This window comes from Vibrio sp. 2134-1, assembly GCF_033339495.1.
The window spans coordinates 453,362-470,054 of sequence record NZ_JAWOUS010000001.1; the positions used below are offsets into that span (position 1 = coordinate 453,362).

Genomic DNA, 16,693 nt, shown 5'->3' on the forward strand with positions numbered 1-16,693 from the left:
AAAGCGGCTCATGAGCCGCTTTTTCATCTCTTTAAAACTAACGAATTAGTTGTTCACTTTTAGCTTTTGGAAGTACTCATCGTACATTACGCTCGCTTCGCCAACTTCATCTTGCCAAGTACCGCTGTCCATCACTTCTTGTGGTGGGAAGATGCTTGGATCATTAGCAAATTCTTTCGGTAGCAGATCGTGTGCCGTTTTAACTGGCGTAGGATAACCAATCTCAAGTGCAATCTTAGCTGCGTTCTCAGGACGTAGTAGGAAATCGATCATCTTATGAGCTGCGTCAACGTTCTTCGCACCAGCTGGAATTGCTAGGCTGTCCATCCAGAAGATAGTGCCTTTTTCTGGCCAGATGATGTCGATGTTCGCGCCTTCTTGACGAGCCATGTATGCAGAACCGTTCCAAAGCATGCCTAGTGAAACTTCACCCGCAAGGTAAGGGTTTGCAGGAAAGTCTGAGTTAAATACTAATACGTTTGGCATTAGCTTTTTCAGTTCTTCGTAAGCGGCTTTGATTTCTTCTGGGTTAGTCGTGTTTGGTGAGTAACCAAGCTTAGTCAATGCAATGTGGAATACTTCGCGAGAATCATCCATCAGCATTAGTTGACCTTCCCACTTGCTATCCCAGAAATCATCCCATTTAGAAACCGATGACTTGTCTAGCATGTCAGCATTGATACCAATACCGGTCGCACCCCAAATGTATGGGATAGAGTAGTTGTTGTTCGGATCGAACGGTTTGTTTAGGAAGTTAGTATCAAGATCGGCAAAATGAGATAATTTCTCTTTGTCGATCTGTTGTAGCATGCCTTCTTTACGCATTTTAGAGACGAAATAGGTAGACGGTACTACCAAGTCGTAACCAGAACCTTGAGTTTTTAGTTTTGCGTACATACTCTCGTTAGATTCGTATGTAGAGTAAATAACTTTGATTCCGGTTTCTTTTGTAAAGTCTTCAAGAACTTCGTTTGGAATGTATTCCGACCAGTTGTAGAAATACAGTTCTTGATCAGCAGCCATTGCAGGGGTAGCGATGAGCGTCGCTGCACATAGAGCGCTTGCGTAGAATTTACTTTTCATTTGTTTTCCGTTTTGTTTCGCGATTGGACAAGTCAATACTAGCTGGAGTTATCAAGTTGAGCCAAATCGCAGTAAGCACAAATATGTTCATTTAGCTTGAATATCGTTGTCTCCTTGTTATGAGACGATAAATCTATGATACCAAGACAAATAAACCTAGCAACGCGCGATTATATCAGCCTAAGACAAAAATAGGCAGCGTATTGCTGCCTATTTTCCTATGGTTGATGACTTGTTACACAAGCTAGATTATTGCCCCGCTTTCAGCTTGAGGAAGTAATCTTCGTATTTAACGGTTAGATCACCAACCGCATCTTGCCATTCAACGCGGTCAAGGTCTTCTTGAGAAGGGAATAGTGGGGCAACGTCTTTAAACTTAGCATTCGATTCCTCCACCGCCGTTAGGTAGCCAGTATCACGAGAGATTTGCTCTGCGATTTCTGGGCGCAGTAAGAAGTCGATCATCTTGTGAGCTGCTTCTACGTTCTTCGCACCGGAAGAGATAGCGAAGTTATCAACCCAGCCGATACCGCCTTCTTTAGGAAAAACGAGTTTAAGGTTCAGGCCTTCACTTTGTGCCGCTGCGGCGCTACCGTTCCAAAGCATACCAACGCCCACTTCACCAGACATGTAAGGTGCGCCAGGGTTGTCAGAGTTGAAAACTAAAACGTTAGGCATCAACTTTTGTAGCTCAGCGTACGCTTCATCGATTTGCTTAGGGTCTTTTGAGTTACCTGAGTAGCCAAGTTTACGCAGAGCGATATGGAACACTTCACGAGTGTCGTCCATCAACATTACTTGACCTTCAAGCTCAGGCTTCCATAGGTCAGCCCAGCTTTGGAACTCGTTTGGATCGTACATGTCTGCGTTAACCGCTAGGCCTGTAATCGCAACAACGTGTGGGATAGAGTAGTCGTTACTTGGATCGTAAGGCTTGTCTAGGTAGTTTTTATCTAGGTTGCCGAAGTTTTTCAGCTTAGTCTTATCGATCTTTTGTAGCATGCCTTCGTCACGCATCTTCGCCACGAAGTACGTTGAAGGTACTACTAGGTCATAACCTTGGTTATGAGTTTTTAGCTTTGCATACAAAGTTTCGTTCGACTCGTAAGTCGAGTAGATCACTTTGATGCCAGTTTCTTTAGTAAATTGCTCTAGGATATTACTGTTGATGTAAGGACCCCAGTTCATAAATACTAGTTCTTTATCATCCGCTGTCGCTGTACCAGAGAACAGAGAAAGCGCACATGCACTACCAGCTAATAGAGTAGCCCATTTTTTCATTGACGTTAGCTCCAAACCAAACGTTGTCCAATTTTGGACGATAGATAGAAAAACAGAATGGCATGTAACCATTCTGTTTCGTGATGTTAACAGGTGCGGATTCTACTTCACTTTTTCTCTTGCTAGCAACTGAGAAATTACTACCAAGACCAAAGAAACAATCAACATTACCGTTGCTAGGGCGTTCACTTCCGGTGAAATGCCCACCTTAACCATGGAGTAAATCTTCAATGGTAAGATTTCGTAAGTTGGACCTGTTACAAACGAGCTGATAATTACGTCGTCCAAAGACAGCGTAAAGCTCAATAGCCAACCTGCAGCAACCGCTGGTTTAGCAAGAGGAAGGATGATCTGTTTCAAGATAACCCATTCGCTTGCACCAAGGTCTTTTGCAGCTTCCAACATTTTCACATCAAAGCCATTTAAGCGGCTGTACACAGTTACCACAACGAATGGTAGACAAAAGGTGATGTGAGCAATCAATAGTGTAAAGAAGCCAAGCTGTGCGCCTAATACTAGGAACAGAGCAAGTAATGAAATCGCCATTACAATATCGGGAGACATCATCACGACAAACAGCATGCCGTTTACCGCACCTTTACCTTTGAACGAGTAACGGAATAGGGCAACGGCCGTTAAGCTACCAATGATGGTTGCTGCTGTCGCTGAGAATACCGCTACGTTCAATGAATGCCATGCAGCTTGCATTAGGCTGTCGTTATTTACTAAGGTTTCGTACCATTTCGTGGTGAAACCACCCCATTTCATACCAAATTTGTTGGCATTAAATGAGTTAACAATTAAGACGATGATTGGCAGATACAAAAATGCATACACCAGCGCCATAAAGCTAAATCTAACTGTGCGTCCCATTAGTCTAGCTCCACTTTCTTATTCAATAGTTTGCCTGCTCTGTAGTAAGCGTAAAGCATCACAGCCATTGCGAAGGTGAGGGCGATACTAGTCGCAGCACCAAATGGCCAGTCACGAGCGTTCAATACTTGGCTCTTAATAACGTTACCAATCAGTAGGTTCTTCGCACCACCAAGAAGGTCAGAGATGTAGAACATACCTAGTGCTGGTAGCAGAACCAACAAACAACCACCGATAATGCCAGGCATTGTAAGAGGTAGAATCACTTTCGTAATGGTTTGGAACTTGTTCGCACCAAGATCTTTCGCCGCCTCGATATAAGTGTTGTCCAACTTCTCGATTGCCGAGTAAAGCGGCAGAATCATAAATGGAAGCAGGATGTACACAAGACCAATCATTACTGCTGTTTCGGTGTACATAATACGTAATGGCTTATCGATGATTTCCATCGCCATTAATGATTTGTTCAAAATACCTTGTGTACCCAGAACAATCTTCAGGCCGTAAGTACGGATAAGAGAGTTTGTCCAAAAAGGTACGATAACTAAGAACAACATGAATGGGCGCCATTTCTCTGGCATTTTCGCTATGATGTAAGCAAATGGGTAACCAATTACTAAACACAACAACGTCGCCACAATCGCCATGTAGAACGAGTGCATCAGCACTTTCGCATACAAGGGGTCGAGTAGACGTAAGTAGTTGTCGAAAGTAAATGTCATTTCGATTAAGTTTGCTTCATCACGCGTTAAGAAACTCGTACCGATAATCATCACATTTGGTACCAACACGAAAAGTGTTAACCAACCGACGATTAAGGTAATGATCGCGTTTTGAAGATTAATCTTCTTGCTTATCATTGAGGACTACCTCCCAACTCTCAACCCAAGTGATAGCGACTTTCTGGCCAAGTGAGTGGTCCACATCAGGATCATCTTCGTTAAAGAATTCGCTAACCATTACACGCATGCCTGAATCCAATTGGATAACTGAATCAAGCGTCATACCTTTATAGGTACGCTCTGTTACGTGACCTACGATGCCTTTTTCTTCAGACTCTTTGATCTCTTCGATACGTAAGTCTTCTGGGCGAAGTAGTACTTGCAGTTTTTCACCTGCTTGCGCTTCCTGATCGTAGTAAACAACAGACTCGACACCTTCAATTTCTGCACGGATACGTTTCTCGTCGATACGCTCTAGCATTGTTGCGTTGAATACGTTGATCTCACCGATAAAGCGAGCAACAAATAGGTTCTTCGGCTCTTCGTAAATCTCACGTGGAGAACCATCCTGCTCGATAACACCGTCGCGCATAACAATAATGCGGTCAGACATCGATAGGGCTTCTTCCTGATCGTGCGTAACGAAGATAAAGGTAATACCAAGTTGACGCTGAAGCTGTTTAAGCTCGATTTGCATTTGCTTACGCAGTTTGTAATCAAGTGCCGATAGAGATTCATCTAGCAGCAGTACTTTTGGTTTGTTAACAACCGCACGCGCAATGGCGATACGTTGTTGCTGACCACCAGAAAGCTGATGAGGCTTACGCTGTGCCATTTTTTCTAGGCGCACCATGCGTAGCGCTTCCATTACTCGTGGTTCAATGTCCGCAGTAGGCGTTTTCTGCATACGAAGACCAAAAGCGACATTCTCATATACGGTCATGTGTGGAAACAATGCGTAACTTTGAAATACCGTGTTGACGTGCCTTTGCTCTGCAGGAACCTGTGTTACATCCTGGTCATCCAAAATAATTTGACCGTTATCTGCCGTTTCAAAACCTGCAATCATGCGTAAAACTGTTGTCTTACCACAACCAGAAGGCCCGAGAATCGTCAGAAATTCACCATGATTAACATCCAGATTTAAATTACCGATGATTTCCTTACCATCGAAACTTTTACTAATACCAGATAAACGAATAACTGGCTTTCCTGCTTGCGGTTTTGCGTTCAACGTCTGTATTTCCCCCACGTTCAAGCCGGGATTATCCCAGCTGATGTGACACTAACCATTCACTTTTGAGGCGCGCATCATAATCACCAAAAGTGTGAAATTAAAGCATTTTCTTATCTTGAAACAGAAATAATTTTGCAGGAAAAAGCCATCATTCCTTACCATACTGTTTTTATGAGATTAATTGGCATCTAGACACAGTTTGATAGCACTAAACTTTGTTCAACAATTGTTTCAATTTCATGACCTTGAAAGTGGTTAATTATCAACCATACAGTTGAGATTGCAAGGATTGTAGGTGAGTTGTGATGTTAGATGTGGAAAGATTTCTTTATAATGACGATTACATTAATTGACTGGAATTCCAGTCAAAATTTTACAAGTTAGTCTTGGATAAACTATGAACGACGATTTTGAGAAAGATTTCAATCTTGGGGGGAGTGTAGAGCGAGCTTTGTCTGGCAACTACGAGCTTAAAGCTGGCGCGGTTTTTAACGAAGCTTGGCGAGCAACCATCCAGCACTTTTTATCATTTTCTCCTGCCATTATTGTATTGCTTTTTGTCCAGTTAGGTATTTTCTATATTGCATTAAAACTGCAGTTGGGCGATTTGACCGTTATTCTTGATGCGTTTGAGAACCCAGAGTCGTTCACAAACGATATTGTGTCTTCTATTTATGTCGCGAATTTCAGTTATGAGGTGATTAGCGCCCCAATTTATGCGGGGATAAGTTTGATGGCTATGAGTCATATCGCTGGCCTGAAGACTAAGTTGCGCCATGTTGGAAAGGGGTTGCAGTTCACCATTCCTGTTATTCTAGCAACACTCATGAGCTTAATGCTACAAGGTGTGGTTGGTATGATTTTTCCTTTACTGTCGCTGTATCTTTCCTTGGCATTTAGTCACTCTATTTTGTTGATTTGTGAGAAAAGGGTGCCACCAATGCAAGCGTTGCTGTTATCACTTCGCGCAATCAACAAGAAGATTTTTGTGGTCGCGGGGCTTTACTTAGGCGTGATGTTAATGTTTATTATTGCAGCAATGTTCTACGGTATTGGCTTGATTTTTGTGCTGCCATTCTTCTTCCATTTGAAAGGCATACTCTACCGCGAAATGTTTGGAATTAAGCTTAAGATCGTTACAACACAGAAAAACGATAATGATCACGATGGTAACTCACAGGTGTTTGATGCCTAATTCTTTGAAATCAATAAGTTTACGAGTGGCGGCAACCTGTATAGCCGCCACTTTCATTTCTATAGGCCCATATTTACACTACGAGAAACAGTTTAAATATGTGGAAAATCCTGACGCACTCTCTGGCAAGATTAAGCATGTCGATTTATCACACTTGCCATACATCGGTGATATCCCAGACTTCAATTCAATAAAAGATACGAAAGAGAAAAAAGCAGCTTTTTTTGATTTTTTAAGGCCTAAAATTGCTCTTGAAAATCAACGAATTCGTCATGAGCGGGCCTTTCTTACCTCTTTAAAGGTGGGACAAGTGACGCAAGAACAACAAGAGTATGCTCAGCGGTTATCATCTCTGTATTCGTTGCCCTTGAGTAACGATAAGGTTGATCAAGCGTGGCTAGACGAGATGCTTGTGAGAGTGAACGTCTTACCAGAAGCGTTGGTTCTAACTCAAGCGGCAAATGAATCTGCGTGGGGCACTTCTCGTTTTGCTACTCAAGCAAACAACTTGTTCGGCCAATGGTGTTATAAAAAGGGCTGTGGAATTGTTCCAGCGCAACGTGGCGCTAACAAAGTTCATGAAGTTGAAAAATTCGATTCTGTACAACAGTCTGTTCATGGCTACTTTATGAATGTTAATCGAAACCCAGCGTATGCAGACCTGCGTGAAATCAGAACATCTCTGGCTGAAAAGAACAAGGGCTTGTTAACGGTCGCAACCGCGTCAGAGTTAACGCATGGGTTGCTAGCCTATTCTGAACGTGGCATCGCCTATGTACACGATCTTCGCGCTATGATTCGTCATAACAACGCCTACTGGACGCAATAAAATAACGGATAAAATGAAAAAGTTAAGCCTAAGTCTGTTGGGAAGTGCGGCGCTAATTCTTGCATCGCCGATAACCCAAGCTCAAGAGTACATGTTCACATACTCAAAGTTATATACTCAACTAAAAAACAACAATAAAGAAGGGCATGACGATGTGAAAGTTGGTGTCTTTTTTGTGGACGCAAAAACTAAGCAAATTTGTACGATAGAAAAAGCTTGGATGGAAAAAGAAGAGCACTATGAAGAGTTTGTTATCCCTGCTTCACAAGAGTTGCCTTTACCAGTTGATAAAAACTTAAAGTCAGCAAATCCGTTGGTTTTTGTCGATACCCCAAAAGATACACGTTGCGATTACTCACTTGTCGTGATGACCAAAGAACCATTACAGGGTAACGTTTCTTACGAGCAAATTAAGCCTCTTCTACCTCAAATGCAGACGATGCTGGAAGATTTAGGCGGTATGTTTGCGGGTTGGTTTACACCGGAAGTTCAAGGTGTGACGATGGAGTTTGCAAATCAACTGAATGATAAAGTGATTTTCTCAAACGGAACCGAAAAGCCAATTGTCAATGGCAAGATACAAGTCGCACTAAGTGAAATAGGGCAAGGTGGCACAATGGCACTACCAGAACCGACGATGCGAGTGTTACCTTATCTACCTAACGCAAAGAAATGAACACTGAACGTTTAGAAAGGGCTGCAATCGCAGCTCTTTTTTAATTTTGACCGTAACTAAAGTATCTTTCACACTCTTTTCTTAAAGACTCAATAAGACAAGCATTTAATCCTGTGTAAAAAGCTCGTATAATCCACGCCCCAAAGAAACCCATGTTAGGAAGTCCTAGTCGATTTATCGGCGATGTGAGAGCCCGCAATGAACCAAATAGATACAAGAAAAGAAACCCTAGAATTCAACAAGCTTCAGAAACGCCTAAGAAGACATGTTGGAAATGCCATTACTGATTACAACATGATCGAAGAAGGCGATGTTGTGATGGCATGTATTAGCGGTGGTAAAGATTCATTCGCGATGCTTGATATCCTGCTGAATCTTCAAAAAGCCGCACCGATCAAATTTGAAGTGGTTGCAGTAAACCTAGACCAAAAACAACCGGGCTTCCCTGAGCACATTCTGCCAGAGTATTTCGAAACACTGAATATCCCTTACTATATTGTCGATAAGGACACGTATTCCGTCGTAAAAGAGAAGGTACCAGAAGGCAAAACCACTTGTGGTCTGTGTTCACGCCTGCGACGTGGTACGCTGTATTCATTTGCAGAGAAGATTGGTGCAACTAAGCTTGCGCTAGGTCATCACATGGATGACATCGTCGAAACAATGTTCTTGAACATGTTCCACGGCTCTCGCCTTAAAGCGATGCCACCAAAGCTACGCTCTGATGATGGCCGTAACGTGGTCATTCGTCCATTGACTTACTGTCGTGAAAAAGATCTGATCAAATACGCTGAGCATAAGGATTTCCCAATAATTCCATGTAATCTTTGTGGCTCTCAAGAGAACCTTCAGCGTCAATCTATAAAAGCAATGTTGATTGAATGGGATAAGAAGACGCCAGGCCGTGTGGAAGCAATTTTTAAATCAATTCAAAACGTAAGCCCAAGCCAACTAGCAGACCGCGAATTGTTCGACTTTGTTAACTTACCGCTAGATCGTGAAGGTAACCGCGAAGAGTATGAGTTTAATGAGGCTGTCGTTTCTTCGACGAATATTGATGAATCAATGTTCATCGATGTTACGAACATCTAACTTGTAAAAAAGGAGGTCAATTAGACCTCCTTTTTTGTACCCAACGCTTTAACTGTTCCCAAACAAAAATCCCCCTGTATTCGGGGGGATTTATTAGCGCTTATTTGAAAGCGCTCAATACATAGCAATACTAAGGAGAGATTAGGTTGCTGTATTTGGATCGAGAGGACTAATGTAGCCTTTTGGTTTTAGAGCCAACACATCGCAATTTATTTTATCAATTACGTGCTCCGCTGTATTACCAATAAAGACAGCAGAAAGCCCAGTTCGCCCTGTAGTACCTAAAATAACCATTGCAGCATTCAAGCGCTCTGCAGCTGCCGGAATGACATCTTCAGGTAAACCTTGCTCAACTATCGTTTGTTCTTCATCAAGACCATGTTTTTGGCGTAGTGCTTTCATAGCCGTTAAATGATGACCTCGCACTGCATCGGTATAAGTCGTTGGGTCAAATTCAGGAAGTTCAATCGTAATGTTCGCCGGTGTAACGGGGTAGGCGTTAACAAGATATGGCTTGGCCTCAAGCCGAGTGGTGATTTCTTTTAATCGCTCGACCATCGTATCGTTGAGATCAATATGAGTCGGGTTTTCTGAGCCCACATGTACTGAGGCAAGGATACTTGCTTGTTCCGGCCAATCTGCATTTTTAATCAGAAGTACTGGGATAGGGCATTTACGTAACAAGTGCCAATCGGTCGGAGTGAAAATCACAGATTCTAACACGTCGTGCTTACGTGTGCCTTTGATGACTAGGTCATGATTGCCTGCGTAGACTTCAGCAATAATCGCCTCATAAGGACGGTTGTGCCAGACAACACAAACATCAAAGTCGAAGCCATCGTTTAGGTATGGTTGAGCAATTTTACGCATCCACTGCTCACGCTGATGAATGACACCTCGACGCATAGCATCTCTTTCATCCACTGATAGCATTGACGTCATGTCATACGAGAAATCGTAAATGGATAAAAAGAAAGTGATTCGGCTCCTAGATACACTTTTCTGAGCTAATTGAACAGCTCTTGCAAGTGCGGGCTGCTCATCATTATTGATGTCAGCTACAACAAGGATCTTACTGTATATACTCATAACTAAGCCCACTTCTATTGCAAAACCAGATACTGAATGTAAATTAAATCAGTATTTTGGAGTACTCACCGTACATTTTTACTGTAGCTTAGTTTGGAGAACTTTTTGAGGACTTTCGAAAGGAATTTATGAGAAATATGATGTAGCTCATTTTCGAGCTACATCAATAATTAGCGTGTATTATTCTTTAGTTACACCAGCAAGTTCCATCAATGCATCGTGGTCTAAGATAGTGATATATTTACCTTTTACGCTTAGGATCTCAGATTTCTGGAAACGACCTAACAAACGACTGATCGTTTCGACTGTAAGACCAAGGTAGTTGCCAATATCACCACGAGTCATAGTTAAACGAAACTCTCTAGGGCTGAAGCCACGCTGAGAAAAACGCGTTGATAGGTTGTAAAGGAAAGCAGCTAGTCGCTCTTCTGCATTCTTTTTAGAAAGAAGCAAAATCATTTCCTGATCACCTTTAATTTCGTTACTCATCAAACGCATGATTTGCTGGCGAAGCTTAGGCATCTTACCCGATAGATCGTCTAAAATTTCGTATGGGATTTCACATACCATCGACGTTTCGAGTGCTTGAGCAAAGCTAGGGTGGGAGTCACCAGTGATAGCATCGAAACCGACTAAGTCTCCAGCTAAGTGAAACGCTGTGATTTGCTCATCACCTTGCTCTGTGATCGTATAGCTCTTGATGGTACCAGAGCGGATAGCGTATAGCGATTTTAGCTCATCACCGGCCTTAAAAAGCTCTTGTCCTTTTTGAATAGGCTTCTTACGTTCGATGATTTGGTCAAGCTGGTCAAGTTCTGCCTCATTTAGAGTGAACGGGATACACAGTTGACTAATGCTACAATCTTGGCAATGAATGGCGCAACCGCCTGATTGGATACGCTTTGTTGCAGGTTTTTCAGAAATCATAACAACCTTTCACTATTTGATATACATCAATATTTTAGCATCGCTTAATCCTAAAGGGTAGCAAAAATGTCACCTCAATAGAGTTTAACGTTATATGAAACCGAGTAATGCTAAGGCTCCTACGGCGGTATACGTACCATAGCCAATAAGGATTAATGCTGAAATATTTCTAAATATTAATGATTTTTGTAATTTCTGAAAATGATTGGCACCGTATCCAATAATAAGCATTGCAGGTAGCGTTCCGAGCCCAAACGCAAGCATAATTAGGCCGCCGTTCATCGCACTACCAGAAACCGCCGACCAAGTAAGCGCTGAATAAACTAAACCACATGGTAACCAACCCCAAATAAAGCCAAATGGCAACGCGTGAAGAGGATGCTTTAATGGCAACAAACTCTTCCCTGCTGGCGAGATAAAGCGCCAGAGATACTGCCCTAGCTTTTCTATTAAAAGTAAGCCTTGCCACCATTTAGCAATATACAGCGCGACCAGAATCATGAATAACGCAGCAATCAGCCTTAACCAAGCAAGAGAATGCGTTAACCCACTAAGCTCAGATAAACCTGATATAGCACCACCCACTAATGCTCCTATTAAGGTATAACTGATCAATCGTCCGAGGTTGTAGAAGAGGGGGATAAGAGGGGCAGTTTTATTTTTAGCAGAAGAGCCCATGGCAAGCAGAGACGCGATACCACCACACATACCCATACAATGACCGGCTCCTACTAAGCCGATCATCAACGCACCGATAAAATCAGGAGTCATAAAGGTCGCTACTTTTTATCACTATTAGATTGGTCTTCTTCGTCGAGAAGAATGTTGTGCCCTTGCCGTTCAAGATCTTCAAACTGATCGCTTCTTACCGCCCAAAGAAAAACGGCGACAGCAACACAAACGAGAACGATAGCGATGGGAATCAATATATAAAGACTTTCCATGTTTGCTTTCTCTACTTATTTCTCTTTGAGCAGGCGCAAAGAGTTAGATACAACGATAATTGAGCTTGCAGACATGCCAACTACTGCAATGTAGGGAGCCACTAAACCTGCGACCGCCAAAGGCAAAATTAACAGGTTGTAACCCAAAGACCAAGCCAAGTTTTCTCGAATAATCTTTCTTGTACGCAGTGCAAGCAAACGTGCTTCTAGTAGCTTTTCGAGATTATCCCCAAGTAACGTCATATCTGCAGAAGCTTTAGCGACATCTGTACCACCGCCCATTGCGACAGAAAGGTGAGCTCCGGCGAGAGTCGGCGCGTCATTGATTCCATCACCAACCATCATAGTGATACTGTTTTCGTCCAAGCTCTTAAGGTATGCAAGCTTATCTTCTGGCTTTGCTGACGCGACGATGTGATCGATACCAATTTCATTCGCCACTGGTTGGGCGTTTGAGAGAGAATCACCAGTTAGCAGGGTTGTCTTAATTCCAGCGTCAGCAAAACGTTGAATAAAGGCTTTGCTTTCTTTTCGGATAGGGTCGCGGTAGTAAAAGCTAGCGACATGCTTGCCATCAACCGACAGATAGACCGCCTGACTTTCACCACTTTCTTTGCCTTGAACAAAAGCAGCACTACCTATCTTAACGATTTTGCCATTCCACATACCCTCAATCCCTGAACCAATCACGTTTTGCACGTCAGACACGATAAAGTCATCATTGGTGTAAGTTGCAAAAGAACGAGCGATAGGGTGGTTTGCATGAGCCTCTAAAGCTGCAGCTAGTGATAGACAATCTTTCTGTGGGAGATCACTAAGTACCTTTGTTTCACAGACCTCAATATCACCTTTCGTTAGAGTGCCTGTTTTATCTACAACTAAGTGGTTGATCTTACATAGTGTCTCAAACACATGGCCTTTACGAAGCAAAATGCCAAAATTACCCATTCTAGAGGTAGCACAAGTGAGAGCGGTCGGAGTGGCCAGAGATAGCGCACATGGGCATGTAGCAACTAACACAGACAGCATGATCCAAAACGCATCATCTGGTTTTGTTTGATGCCAGTAAAACCAAGTACCAGCAGAGATAATAAGAATCACACCAACAAAGTAACGGGCGACAATGTCTGCAATTTCCGCAATTTTAGGTTTGGAGTGTTGAGCTTCATCTTGTAAACGCACGATGTTAGAAATCATTGAATCGGCCTTTGAGCTTACTACCTCAAGTTCAAATGATTCGTCTCCGTTTAGCGTTCCCGCATAAACAATATCGCCTTCTCGTTTCACAACGTGCACTGACTCACCCGTTAGCATGGATTCATCAATATGAATACGGCCTGAAATAACTTTACCGTCAGCGGGGATATGTTCACCAGGTAGAACGCGAATACGATCGCCAACTTTTAGCGTCTTCACGGGTATCTGATCACCGTCCAGCGTTGTAGCAATTGCCGGAATCAACTTAAGAAGGTTACCACTCGCTGCAGCAGCTTTGCGACGAGCGCGCATCTCTAAGAATCGACCTACTAACAAAAAGAAGGTAAACATCGAGATAGATTCAAAGAAGACTTCGCCTTGTTCAGTTACTGTTGCAACTAAACTTGCAACATAGGCAAAGATCAACGCGATAGAAACCGGGACATCCATACCAAGGGTTCGGCCTTTGATACTGCGCCATGCGTTTAAGTAAAATGGAAGAGCGGAATAAAGCAAAACAGGAGTAGCAAAAATCAAACTTACCCAACGAAAGTAACTTTTAAACTCTGGCTCTAAATCACCAAAGACTTCGAGATACAGTGCAACGGCGAGCATCATGACCTGCATGGTTGCTAAACCTGCAATACCTAGCCGATATAGATATTGCTTCATCATTCGATGGTAAGAGGCTTCTTGCTTATCTGCTTCAAAAGGTGCAGCTTTGTAACCAAGTTTATGAATAACGGAAAGGAGCTCGCTTAACCGTACCTGAGTTTTATCCCAGGCTAGTAACGCTCGATTGGTGGTTGTATTAACACGAATAGATACCAACCCGGCTGTATTGGAAACTTGCTTTTCGATTAACCACGCACAAGCAGCACATGAAACGCCTTCTAAAGAAAGGGTTACTTCAGAAACATTTTCGCGATTTCGTACGAATTCAGATTGTACATCCGCATTGTCATAATGAATTAAAGCTTGGAGTTGCTCTGGTACTAGATCTGCCTTTTCTGCAGGCGCAGTGCGGTATTGGTAATATGAGACAAGACCACTATCGACAATAGTCTGCGCCACAGTTTCGCAGCCCGGACAACACATGTCGCGAATTTCACCCAATATTTCTACTTTGAAATCCGTGTTGGCTGGTACATCTTCACCGCAGTGATAACAGGATTTACACATATGCTTACTTCATTAACGGTGTTGAAGAGGCAGGAAACTCCACTTTACCTTGGATCATCCATTGCTTGTCGTGTGGTTGTAGTTCAACAAACCATGGTCCTTGAATAGATTCCTCAGCTTTTAGTCGGTAATTACCAGATGCATCCGCTGTTACAAGCTTTGTGAAGTCACGATCAGGAAGAGTACGATGAGTGAAAGTGGCCGTTAGAGCAGGGTAATGAGGTAGCTTCCCTTTAGCGAAAACAATCACAACATTGTTATTTTCAGAGGAAATCTCAGCGTTAAGACCTAGGTCACGAGCGACATTCATTTTACTAATGTCGATATTAATGCCTTTGCCTTTTTTATAGTAATCCTCGGCGACTAAAGAAACAGAGTTGTTCGAGAAAACGACCACAGTAATCACAGTCCAAACTACGACAGTAAGAGGAAGGATGATTAGGAACCACGGCCAAAATTGTTTATACCAAGGCTTTACCATAAAAAAGTTCTCAACAGCTAAATGAAAAAATGTAAGGCGTTAAATTTAAAGGAAAGACAGCCCCTATGAAAGGGGCTGTTATTGCTATGTTACGTAATATCTCAGTTACTTACTCTCTGAGTTACTTAAACTCCAGACATATGAGGCAACGAGCTGAACTTTATCTTCACCCAAAATGTCTTTCCACGCAGGCATTACGCCTGAGCGTCCGTTCATTACGGTTTCTGTTACAGCTGCACGAGAGTCACCAAATAACCAGTCTTGGTCTGTAAGGTCAGGCGCACCGACTGCAGGGTTACCCTTACCATCGGTACCATGACAAGCGGCACACACTACGAAGCGTGCTTTACCTGCCGTGGCTTCACGAGCATTTACTTTACGACCAGATAGACTAAGTGTGTAACTTACAACTTCTTGAACACCTTGCTCACCAAGGGCATCTTTCCATGCTGGCATTTGACCAATACGGCCGTGCATGATGGTTGTAACGATCGCTGCTGGCTCGCCACCATATAGCCATGCATCATCAGTCAGGTTAGGGAAGCCTTTCTGACCACGTGCATCAGAGCCATGGCATTGAGAACAGTTTTGCAAAAACAAACGCTGACCAACTTTTAATGCTTCAGGATCTTGCGCAATTTCAGGAATTGGGCGTAGACCACTGTCATTGTGCGCAAGTTTACGGAATGCTTCGCCGAAGTAAGCGTCGGCATCATCCAGTTCTTTTGCATATTGGTTTAGTTGCTTGTTCTCTTGTGCTGCAGCGATGGCTTCTTTTGACTCTTCTAGTGAGCGAACGGTTTGAGCCGAACTCTGCCAGTTTAAAAAGCCCTTGAAGCTACCTAGACCTGGGAATAGGGCAAGGTAAACTGCTGCGAACACAAATGTGCTTACAAACAGGTAAGTCCACCACTTTGGTAGAGGGTTGTTTAGCTCGCGAATACCATCGTACTCGTGGCCCATGTCTTCCCCTTCCTCGACGCCCATTTTATCTTTAGCGCACCAAGTCAGGAGAATCGCACAGCCTACTAGCGTACCGACAGTAATCACGATAATCCAGAGACTCCAGAATGTAGTCATTACTTCTTCACTCCTTGGTTATTAGGGGTCTTTTGTTCTTCGTCAGCAAACACCAAGTTGGCATCTTCTTCAAAGCGTGCTTTACGCTTTTTACTAAATGCCCACCATACGATGCCAATAAAACTAGCGAAGAGTACAACGGTATAAATACTATGAATTGTACCGAAATCCATATGATCCCCTTACTTCATTGCATGACCAAGAGACTGAAGGTAAGCGATGATTGCATCCATCTCTGTTTTACCTTCTACTTCTTTAGCCGAATTCGCGATCTCTTCATCAGTGTATGGAACGCCGAACTGATCACGAAATAGCTCAAGTTTCTTCTGAGTTAGCTTACCGTCTAAAACGTTTTCAGCTAGCCACGGGAAACCTGGCATGTTTGACTCAGGAACAAGCTCACGAGGATCTAACAGGTGAACACGGTGCCATTCGTCAGAATAACGACCACCAACACGAGCTAAATCCGGGCCTGTACGCTTAGAGCCCCAAAGGAATGGGTGTTCCCAAACACTCTCACCAGCAACAGAGTAGTGACCGTAACGTTCAGTCTCTGAGCGGAAAGGACGAACCATCTGGCTGTGACAGACGTTACAACCTTCACGGATGTAGATATCACGGCCTTCCATCTCCAAAGGAGTGTAAGCGCGCAGATTTTCTACAGGTTCAGTCGTTTGCTTTTGGAAAATCAGAGGAGTGATCTCTACAAGAGCACCCCAACTGATAGCAAACACGATAAAAATAGCCAACAAACCGACATTACGTTCTAAGATTTCATGGCGATTATTAGAATTATTACTCATTC

General features: G+C 43.0%; 18 protein-coding genes. 4 read left to right on the forward strand and 14 right to left on the reverse strand.

Features of this window, described 5'->3' with window-relative positions:
- Window positions 1-45: 45 nt before the first annotated feature.
- The 5 genes from R7R78_RS02070 to potA all read right to left on the reverse strand — a co-directional run bounded on the left by R7R78_RS02070 (window position 46) and on the right by potA (window position 5,193).
- On the reverse strand, window positions 46-1,083 hold the full coding sequence (locus tag R7R78_RS02070; protein ID WP_005377521.1) for an extracellular solute-binding protein: 1,038 nt from the start codon (window positions 1,081-1,083) through the stop codon (window positions 46-48).
- A 249-nt stretch (window positions 1,084-1,332) separates the two neighbouring features.
- On the reverse strand, window positions 1,333-2,364 hold the full coding sequence (locus R7R78_RS02075; RefSeq protein WP_005377519.1) for an extracellular solute-binding protein: 1,032 nt from the start codon (window positions 2,362-2,364) through the stop codon (window positions 1,333-1,335).
- 102 nt (window positions 2,365-2,466) lie between these two features.
- Window positions 2,467-3,237 (reverse strand): spermidine/putrescine ABC transporter permease PotC, encoded by a 771-nt coding sequence (potC, locus tag R7R78_RS02080; protein ID WP_005389180.1) that lies wholly within the window; start codon window positions 3,235-3,237, stop codon window positions 2,467-2,469.
- Window positions 3,237-4,097, reverse strand: a complete 861-nt coding sequence (potB, locus tag R7R78_RS02085; RefSeq protein ID WP_005377512.1) for a spermidine/putrescine ABC transporter permease PotB — start codon at window positions 4,095-4,097, stop codon at window positions 3,237-3,239. Before potB ends, potC begins: the two co-directional genes overlap by 1 nt.
- Complete coding sequence (gene potA / locus R7R78_RS02090; protein WP_017634901.1) at window positions 4,078-5,193, reverse strand: spermidine/putrescine ABC transporter ATP-binding protein PotA; 1,116 nt, start codon at window positions 5,191-5,193, stop codon at window positions 4,078-4,080. The genes potB and potA overlap by 20 nt, the downstream gene beginning before the upstream one ends.
- 400 nt (window positions 5,194-5,593) lie before the next feature.
- Between potA and R7R78_RS02095 the strand changes: the two genes are divergently transcribed.
- From R7R78_RS02095 to ttcA, 4 genes are all read left to right on the forward strand, one after another.
- Window positions 5,594-6,391 carry a hypothetical protein gene (locus R7R78_RS02095; RefSeq protein ID WP_170893783.1) on the forward strand — a complete coding sequence of 266 codons (798 nt, stop codon included), beginning with the start codon at window positions 5,594-5,596 and terminating at the stop codon, window positions 6,389-6,391.
- Window positions 6,384-7,220, forward strand: coding sequence for a glucosaminidase domain-containing protein (locus R7R78_RS02100; RefSeq protein WP_151515140.1), 837 nt, complete (start codon window positions 6,384-6,386; stop codon window positions 7,218-7,220). Before R7R78_RS02095 ends, R7R78_RS02100 begins: the two co-directional genes overlap by 8 nt.
- Before the next feature lie 13 nt (window positions 7,221-7,233).
- Window positions 7,234-7,896 (forward strand): DUF2987 domain-containing protein, encoded by a 663-nt coding sequence (locus R7R78_RS02105; RefSeq protein ID WP_206954978.1) that lies wholly within the window; start codon window positions 7,234-7,236, stop codon window positions 7,894-7,896.
- A 198-nt stretch (window positions 7,897-8,094) separates the two neighbouring features.
- Entirely contained in the window at window positions 8,095-8,988 is an 894-nt protein-coding gene (gene ttcA / locus R7R78_RS02110) for a tRNA 2-thiocytidine(32) synthetase TtcA (protein ID WP_005377502.1), read from the forward strand.
- 141 nt (window positions 8,989-9,129) lie between these two features.
- Here ttcA and uspE read toward each other — a convergent pair whose 3' ends face one another.
- The 9 genes from uspE to ccoO form a co-directional block, all read right to left on the reverse strand.
- Window positions 9,130-10,077 carry a universal stress protein UspE gene (gene uspE, locus R7R78_RS02115; protein WP_213914992.1) on the reverse strand — a complete coding sequence of 316 codons (948 nt, stop codon included), beginning with the start codon at window positions 10,075-10,077 and terminating at the stop codon, window positions 9,130-9,132.
- Between the two features lie 180 nt (window positions 10,078-10,257).
- A complete protein-coding gene (locus R7R78_RS02120; RefSeq protein WP_005377497.1) occupies window positions 10,258-11,004 on the reverse strand; it encodes an FNR family transcription factor in 747 nt (248 codons plus the stop codon).
- A gap of 90 nt (window positions 11,005-11,094) precedes the next feature.
- Window positions 11,095-11,775 carry a sulfite exporter TauE/SafE family protein gene (locus R7R78_RS02125; RefSeq protein WP_225472925.1) on the reverse strand — a complete coding sequence of 227 codons (681 nt, stop codon included), beginning with the start codon at window positions 11,773-11,775 and terminating at the stop codon, window positions 11,095-11,097.
- An 8-nt stretch (window positions 11,776-11,783) separates the two neighbouring features.
- The gene (ccoS, locus tag R7R78_RS02130; RefSeq protein ID WP_005377493.1) at window positions 11,784-11,948 is read right to left on the reverse strand and encodes a cbb3-type cytochrome oxidase assembly protein CcoS; all 165 of its coding nucleotides are present in this window, start codon (window positions 11,946-11,948) and stop codon (window positions 11,784-11,786) included.
- Between the two features lie 15 nt (window positions 11,949-11,963).
- Entirely contained in the window at window positions 11,964-14,327 is a 2,364-nt protein-coding gene (locus R7R78_RS02135; protein WP_225472926.1) for a heavy metal translocating P-type ATPase, read from the reverse strand.
- Between the two features lie 4 nt (window positions 14,328-14,331).
- Entirely contained in the window at window positions 14,332-14,808 is a 477-nt protein-coding gene (locus R7R78_RS02140) for a FixH family protein (protein ID WP_005377489.1), read from the reverse strand.
- Window positions 14,809-14,913: 105 nt separating this feature from the next.
- The gene (gene ccoP, locus R7R78_RS02145; RefSeq protein WP_225472927.1) at window positions 14,914-15,888 is read right to left on the reverse strand and encodes a cytochrome-c oxidase, cbb3-type subunit III; all 975 of its coding nucleotides are present in this window, start codon (window positions 15,886-15,888) and stop codon (window positions 14,914-14,916) included.
- On the reverse strand, window positions 15,888-16,061 hold the full coding sequence (locus R7R78_RS02150; RefSeq protein ID WP_005377485.1) for a cbb3-type cytochrome oxidase subunit 3: 174 nt from the start codon (window positions 16,059-16,061) through the stop codon (window positions 15,888-15,890). The genes ccoP and R7R78_RS02150 overlap by 1 nt, the downstream gene beginning before the upstream one ends.
- 9 nt (window positions 16,062-16,070) lie before the next feature.
- Window positions 16,071-16,691, reverse strand: a complete 621-nt coding sequence (gene ccoO, locus R7R78_RS02155; RefSeq protein ID WP_005377475.1) for a cytochrome-c oxidase, cbb3-type subunit II — start codon at window positions 16,689-16,691, stop codon at window positions 16,071-16,073.
- Window positions 16,692-16,693 lie beyond the last annotated feature (2 nt).

What these genes read in the sequence shown, in the direction of transcription:
- R7R78_RS02070 (WP_005377521.1), bottom strand. Translation starts at nt 1,083, where the DNA reads ATGAAAAGTAAATTCTACGCAAGCGCTCTATGTGCAGCGACGCTCATC.
- R7R78_RS02075 (WP_005377519.1), bottom strand. Translation starts at nt 2,364, where the DNA reads ATGAAAAAATGGGCTACTCTATTAGCTGGTAGTGCATGTGCGCTTTCT.
- potC (WP_005389180.1), bottom strand. Translation starts at nt 3,237, where the DNA reads ATGGGACGCACAGTTAGATTTAGCTTTATGGCGCTGGTGTATGCATTT.
- potB (WP_005377512.1), bottom strand. Translation starts at nt 4,097, where the DNA reads ATGATAAGCAAGAAGATTAATCTTCAAAACGCGATCATTACCTTAATC.
- R7R78_RS02095 (WP_170893783.1), top strand. Translation starts at nt 5,594, where the DNA reads ATGAACGACGATTTTGAGAAAGATTTCAATCTTGGGGGGAGTGTAGAG.
- R7R78_RS02100 (WP_151515140.1), top strand. Translation starts at nt 6,384, where the DNA reads ATGCCTAATTCTTTGAAATCAATAAGTTTACGAGTGGCGGCAACCTGT.
- R7R78_RS02105 (WP_206954978.1), top strand. Translation starts at nt 7,234, where the DNA reads ATGAAAAAGTTAAGCCTAAGTCTGTTGGGAAGTGCGGCGCTAATTCTT.
- ttcA (WP_005377502.1), top strand. Translation starts at nt 8,095, where the DNA reads ATGAACCAAATAGATACAAGAAAAGAAACCCTAGAATTCAACAAGCTT.
- uspE (WP_213914992.1), bottom strand. Translation starts at nt 10,077, where the DNA reads ATGAGTATATACAGTAAGATCCTTGTTGTAGCTGACATCAATAATGAT.
- R7R78_RS02120 (WP_005377497.1), bottom strand. Translation starts at nt 11,004, where the DNA reads ATGATTTCTGAAAAACCTGCAACAAAGCGTATCCAATCAGGCGGTTGC.
- R7R78_RS02125 (WP_225472925.1), bottom strand. Translation starts at nt 11,775, where the DNA reads ATGACTCCTGATTTTATCGGTGCGTTGATGATCGGCTTAGTAGGAGCC.
- ccoS (WP_005377493.1), bottom strand. Translation starts at nt 11,948, where the DNA reads ATGGAAAGTCTTTATATATTGATTCCCATCGCTATCGTTCTCGTTTGT.
- R7R78_RS02135 (WP_225472926.1), bottom strand. Translation starts at nt 14,327, where the DNA reads ATGTGTAAATCCTGTTATCACTGCGGTGAAGATGTACCAGCCAACACG.
- R7R78_RS02140 (WP_005377489.1), bottom strand. Translation starts at nt 14,808, where the DNA reads ATGGTAAAGCCTTGGTATAAACAATTTTGGCCGTGGTTCCTAATCATC.
- ccoP (WP_225472927.1), bottom strand. Translation starts at nt 15,888, where the DNA reads ATGACTACATTCTGGAGTCTCTGGATTATCGTGATTACTGTCGGTACG.
- R7R78_RS02150 (WP_005377485.1), bottom strand. Translation starts at nt 16,061, where the DNA reads ATGGATTTCGGTACAATTCATAGTATTTATACCGTTGTACTCTTCGCT.
- ccoO (WP_005377475.1), bottom strand. Translation starts at nt 16,691, where the DNA reads ATGAGTAATAATTCTAATAATCGCCATGAAATCTTAGAACGTAATGTC.